Consider the following 2,454-nt stretch of genomic DNA (forward strand, 5'->3'; position numbering starts at 1 on the left):
GATGCCTTTCGCCAGTTCGGCAGCGAGTGCCTTAAGTTTCTTTTCGTCCATAATTTGCCTGTCTCCTCAGTTGGAGTGAACATATCAAAAACAGGCAATTACACAATTTTAATTACAGGCTCTATTATACCATTTACACTGATAATTAAATCAGTGCAGAGTATTAGATATTGGTAGCTATTCTAGTAAAGAGCCTTGCCAAAAACTGGCGCAAGAAGTAGCCAAAAACATAACGTATTGTAGTCTATCTGCGTATTTAGGATAATTTTCAGTGAAGTGGTTTTCGTATTTAGTCACCACATCTTCAATATAATCGATCTTCTCACAAGTATCATTAAACAACTCATAAAAATCATCAGTGCTATCCCCCCTCCCTCATTCAGATATAGCCCCTCTAACTCTGTAATAATTTCATTTACTTTTTTTGCTAATTTCTTTACTACTCTTTTCTTCAGAAAATAAAACATGTAGGTTTCCTTTTTTTATTATTGTTAACACCGTACTAGCTTTGCACAAGGTTCTGTCGCATTAAGGTGTAGTCCGGTAACATGCTGTTTTTTTTGTGATGTTGCCTATCCCTGTCTCTTATCCGAAAAGCCTTTAAGCGTCTGCATTATCCCGTCGATATTATTGTCCAGAGTGTTCACTGGTATCTCACCTATTCACTGAGCCTACGCAACCTCGGAGAGATAATGGCTGAGCGTGGCGTTGTCGTTGACTATTCCACCCTGTATCGCTGGGTTATCAGGCTGACACCTTTGCTGGATAAAGCCTTCCGCCGACACCAACGTTCAGCGGGCCGTCGGTGGTGCATGGACGAAACCTACATCAAAATCAAAAGCCAGTAGAAATATCTGTGCCGCGCGGTGGATACTGGTTGTTATGGTACTGTCGTTTGCTACACCTCCTACATTGATGTTTATCTTACCTCCAGATAACAACAGGTTGCTGGATAAACCACCGCGATTAACATTCAGTGTACCGCTAACATCGACGTTAGTTTTATCTGCCGTGCCATTATTCTGAATGTTGATAACCTCGGAGTCCTTCATTGTATTGTTGCTGATACTCCCGCCCTCCCAGACTGAGGTCACCGTACCAGCACCACTGACGGTTACATCATTTTGACTAGTGCATTACAGATTATTGCACCACTGTTACAGGGAGAGATTCCAATATTAGTCGTTACCGCCCAAGCGTTAGAGCTTCCAAACGACATAATTGCAATTGCACAAGAAAATATCGGGTTTATTTTGATCATCAGTTTTTGTACTCAATTTATTAACTCTGTATTAAATATAGTTGTGTTCAGAAAACTCTATTTACATAACAAAAACATAGGAAGTTTTGTACAAGTATGTAGCGGAAGCGAGCATAGGAAATCAGTTATTTAACTAGACAGAGTGCTTCTTCTATTGCTACTACGAAGTTAAAGATGTAATTCCACTTTCTGAACGTAGTATGACTATAAAGCTTTTTTCAATAATGAAATATCAGATAAGAGTGTTTGTATTGAAGGAAAAGGATGTAAGTTATGGAAGGGAAAGACTACAATGCAAGGTGTTATTACAATAATAAGTTGATATTGTATATATAAAACTATCGACTACATGCCGTATAGTTTACTCTACTTATCTATTTGACGGTTAAACTGTAACGGTAATCCCCCCGAAAAACCGGTGTGTTTATAAGTAGAATTTTCTCGTAATCTGAACTGGGGAGATTTCTATGAAAAAATCACGTTTTACCGACAGCCAAATCATGTCCATTCTTAAGCAAGCTGAGGTCGGAACTCCGGTCGCTGAATTGTGCCGCGAGCATGGTATGAGCAATGCCAGTTTCTATAAGTGGCGGTCACGCTTTGGCGGTATGGATGCTTCCATGATGACCCGACTGAAAGAGCTGGAAGACGAAAATCGCCGTCTCAAAAAGATGTATGCCGAAGAGCGACTCAAGGCTGAAATCATTCAGGAAGCCATGGTAAAAAAGTGGTGAAGCCATCGCTTCGTCAGCAGATGGCACACGACGCTGTCAGGAGCCGCAAAGTCAGCGTGCGTTTTGCCTGCCAGTTATTTATTGTTAGCGAAAGTTGCTACCGCTATCAGGCTAAACTGCGTGAAGAAAATGACGCCATTGCTGACTGGCTGCTTCGCATCACTGACAGCCAGCGTAACTGGGGGTTTGGTCTGTGTTTTTTATACCTTCGCAACGTAAAAGGGTGTACCGGATTTACTGCGAGCTGTCGCTGAACATGCGAATAAAGCCGAAAAAACGCCTAAAACGGGAGAAACCAGAACCGTTAACGGTACCTGAAAACAGTAATGAATGCTGGTCAATGGACTTTATGTACGATCAATTATCAGATGGTCGTTCAGTCCGTCTACTGAATGTGATTGACGACTTTAATCGAGAGGCGCTGGCGATTGAGGTCGATTTTTCGTTGCCAGCCAGTCG

Annotated in this window: 2 protein-coding genes and 2 pseudogenes; 3 read left to right on the forward strand and 1 reads right to left on the reverse strand. The window is 41.6% G+C overall.

All coding sequences use genetic code 11. From position 1 onward, the window contains the following. Positions 1 to 578: 578 nt before the first annotated feature. Positions 579 to 845: pseudogene (locus YALDO0001_RS20515) on the forward strand (transposase family protein); the annotation flags it as partial. Here YALDO0001_RS20515 and YALDO0001_RS21415 read toward each other — a convergent pair. Beyond that, complete coding sequence (locus tag YALDO0001_RS21415) at positions 792 to 1,052, reverse strand: hypothetical protein (RefSeq protein WP_042840629.1); 261 nt, start codon at positions 1,050 to 1,052, stop codon at positions 792 to 794. The pseudogene YALDO0001_RS20515 and the gene YALDO0001_RS21415 sit on opposite strands and share 54 nt — an antisense overlap. Before the next feature lie 72 nt (positions 1,053 to 1,124). Between YALDO0001_RS21415 and YALDO0001_RS21420 the strand changes: the two genes are divergently transcribed. Both YALDO0001_RS21420 and YALDO0001_RS20910 read left to right on the forward strand, forming a co-directional pair. After that, on the forward strand, positions 1,125 to 1,394 hold the full coding sequence (locus YALDO0001_RS21420; protein WP_156172359.1) for a hypothetical protein: 270 nt from the start codon (positions 1,125 to 1,127) through the stop codon (positions 1,392 to 1,394). Positions 1,395 to 1,728: 334 nt separating this feature from the next. Beyond that, positions 1,729 to 2,454 (forward strand): annotated as a pseudogene (locus tag YALDO0001_RS20910) (transposase); the annotation flags it as partial.

Source organism: Yersinia aldovae ATCC 35236, assembly GCF_000173735.1.
GTDB classification, from domain to species: domain Bacteria; phylum Pseudomonadota; class Gammaproteobacteria; order Enterobacterales; family Enterobacteriaceae; genus Yersinia; species Yersinia aldovae.